The organism is Streptomyces turgidiscabies Car8, assembly GCF_000331005.1.
GTDB classification, from domain to species: domain Bacteria; phylum Actinomycetota; class Actinomycetes; order Streptomycetales; family Streptomycetaceae; genus Streptomyces; species Streptomyces turgidiscabies.
Genome location: NZ_AEJB01000537.1, coordinates 1 through 1,281, shown reverse-complemented (window position 1 = coordinate 1,281; position 1,281 = coordinate 1). Strand labels below are relative to the sequence as shown.

At 72.6% G+C, this 1,281-nt stretch carries 1 protein-coding gene and 1 pseudogene; both read left to right on the top strand.

Annotation, left to right across the window (positions count from 1 at the left end):
- A partial coding sequence (locus STRTUCAR8_RS39165; RefSeq protein ID WP_048818884.1) for a Fic family protein occupies nt 1–1,010 on the top strand: 1,010 nt, incomplete at its 5' end.
- Nucleotides 1,011–1,053: 43 nt separating this feature from the next.
- Nucleotides 1,054–1,281 (top strand): annotated as a pseudogene (locus STRTUCAR8_RS55910) (hypothetical protein); the annotation flags it as partial.

Below are 1,281 nucleotides of genomic sequence, written 5' to 3'. Positions count from 1 at the left end.
CCGGCGGGTCAGGGCGGATACTCAATGTCCTGGCCGAACTGGATCTCATCAAGGGCAGTCTGGACCCAGGCGCGGCCGAGACCGTCCGCGCCCGGCTCGCCGAAGTGCTGGGGACCATCTCCTCCACCGCGCCCGCCTCACCCCGGCTGCAGGCGCGCCTGGACGGCGAGCCCTTCGACGCCCACCGCATCGCCATGTTCGAGAACCTCGCGGCAGGACTGGCGACCCTGCCCCCGGAGCCGGCACCCGCACTGGGAGGCGCCGCCCGGTGGGAGTGGCTGGCGTTCTTCGAGGCCTACTTCTCCAACTTCATCGAAGGCACCGAGTTCGGCGTCGAGGAGGCCCGCCGCATCGCCGTCGACGGCGAGATCCCCGCCGCGCGCCCCAAGGACGCCCACGACGTCTCCGCCACCTTCCGTATCCTGTCCGATCCCGTGCTCGCCGCCCGTAAGCCGCTGTCCGGCGCCGATCTGCTGGATCTGCTGCGCGATCACCACCGCCTCCTGATGGCCGCCCGGCCGGAGAAGCGGCCCGGCGAGCTCAAGGAGGCGGACAACTACGCCGGCGGCTACCGGTTCGTCGAGCCGGACCTGCTGTTCGGCACCCTCAAGCGCGGCTTCGAGGTGTTCTCCCCGGTCACCGACCCGCTGCACCGGGCTGCCGCCGTGATGTTCCTGGTCACCGAGTGCCATCCCTTCGACGACGGCAACGGTCGCGTGGCCCGCATCGTCGCCAACGCCGAGCTCACCGCCGCGGGCCAGGTCCGCCTGGTGATCCCGACGGTGTACCGCAACAACTACCTCGCCGGGCTCACCGCGGTCAGCAACCAGGCCGGCCGCGGGGAATCCCTGCTGTCCGTCCTGCGCTTCGCCCAGCGCTGGGTCGCCGCCGTCGACTGGAGCGGCTTCGAACAGGCCGACACCGACATCCGCGCCTCCCACGGATACACCGACCCCGGTATCGCCGAGTCCACCGGCCAGCGCCTGCGCCTGCCCGGGCCCGGCGGGTGACGGGCGTCCCGGCCGTCGTGACGAGGCACGGCGGGCGGTGACCATGCGCGTGAGGCACCGGCGGGCGCATGCCGACGTCACCGCGGGGCACGACCTGTCCCCCAGACAGGCCACGGACAGCCCGCAGTTCATCCCGGTCCTGCGCAAGGTCAGGGTGCGTGGCCCGGTCGGCCGACCCCTTACCCGGCCCGACGCCGTCACCGGGGACATCGCCCGGCTGGGGCCATCCCTGCGGGTGCAGGGTGCAGTCGTGGCCACCCATCCGACCCGG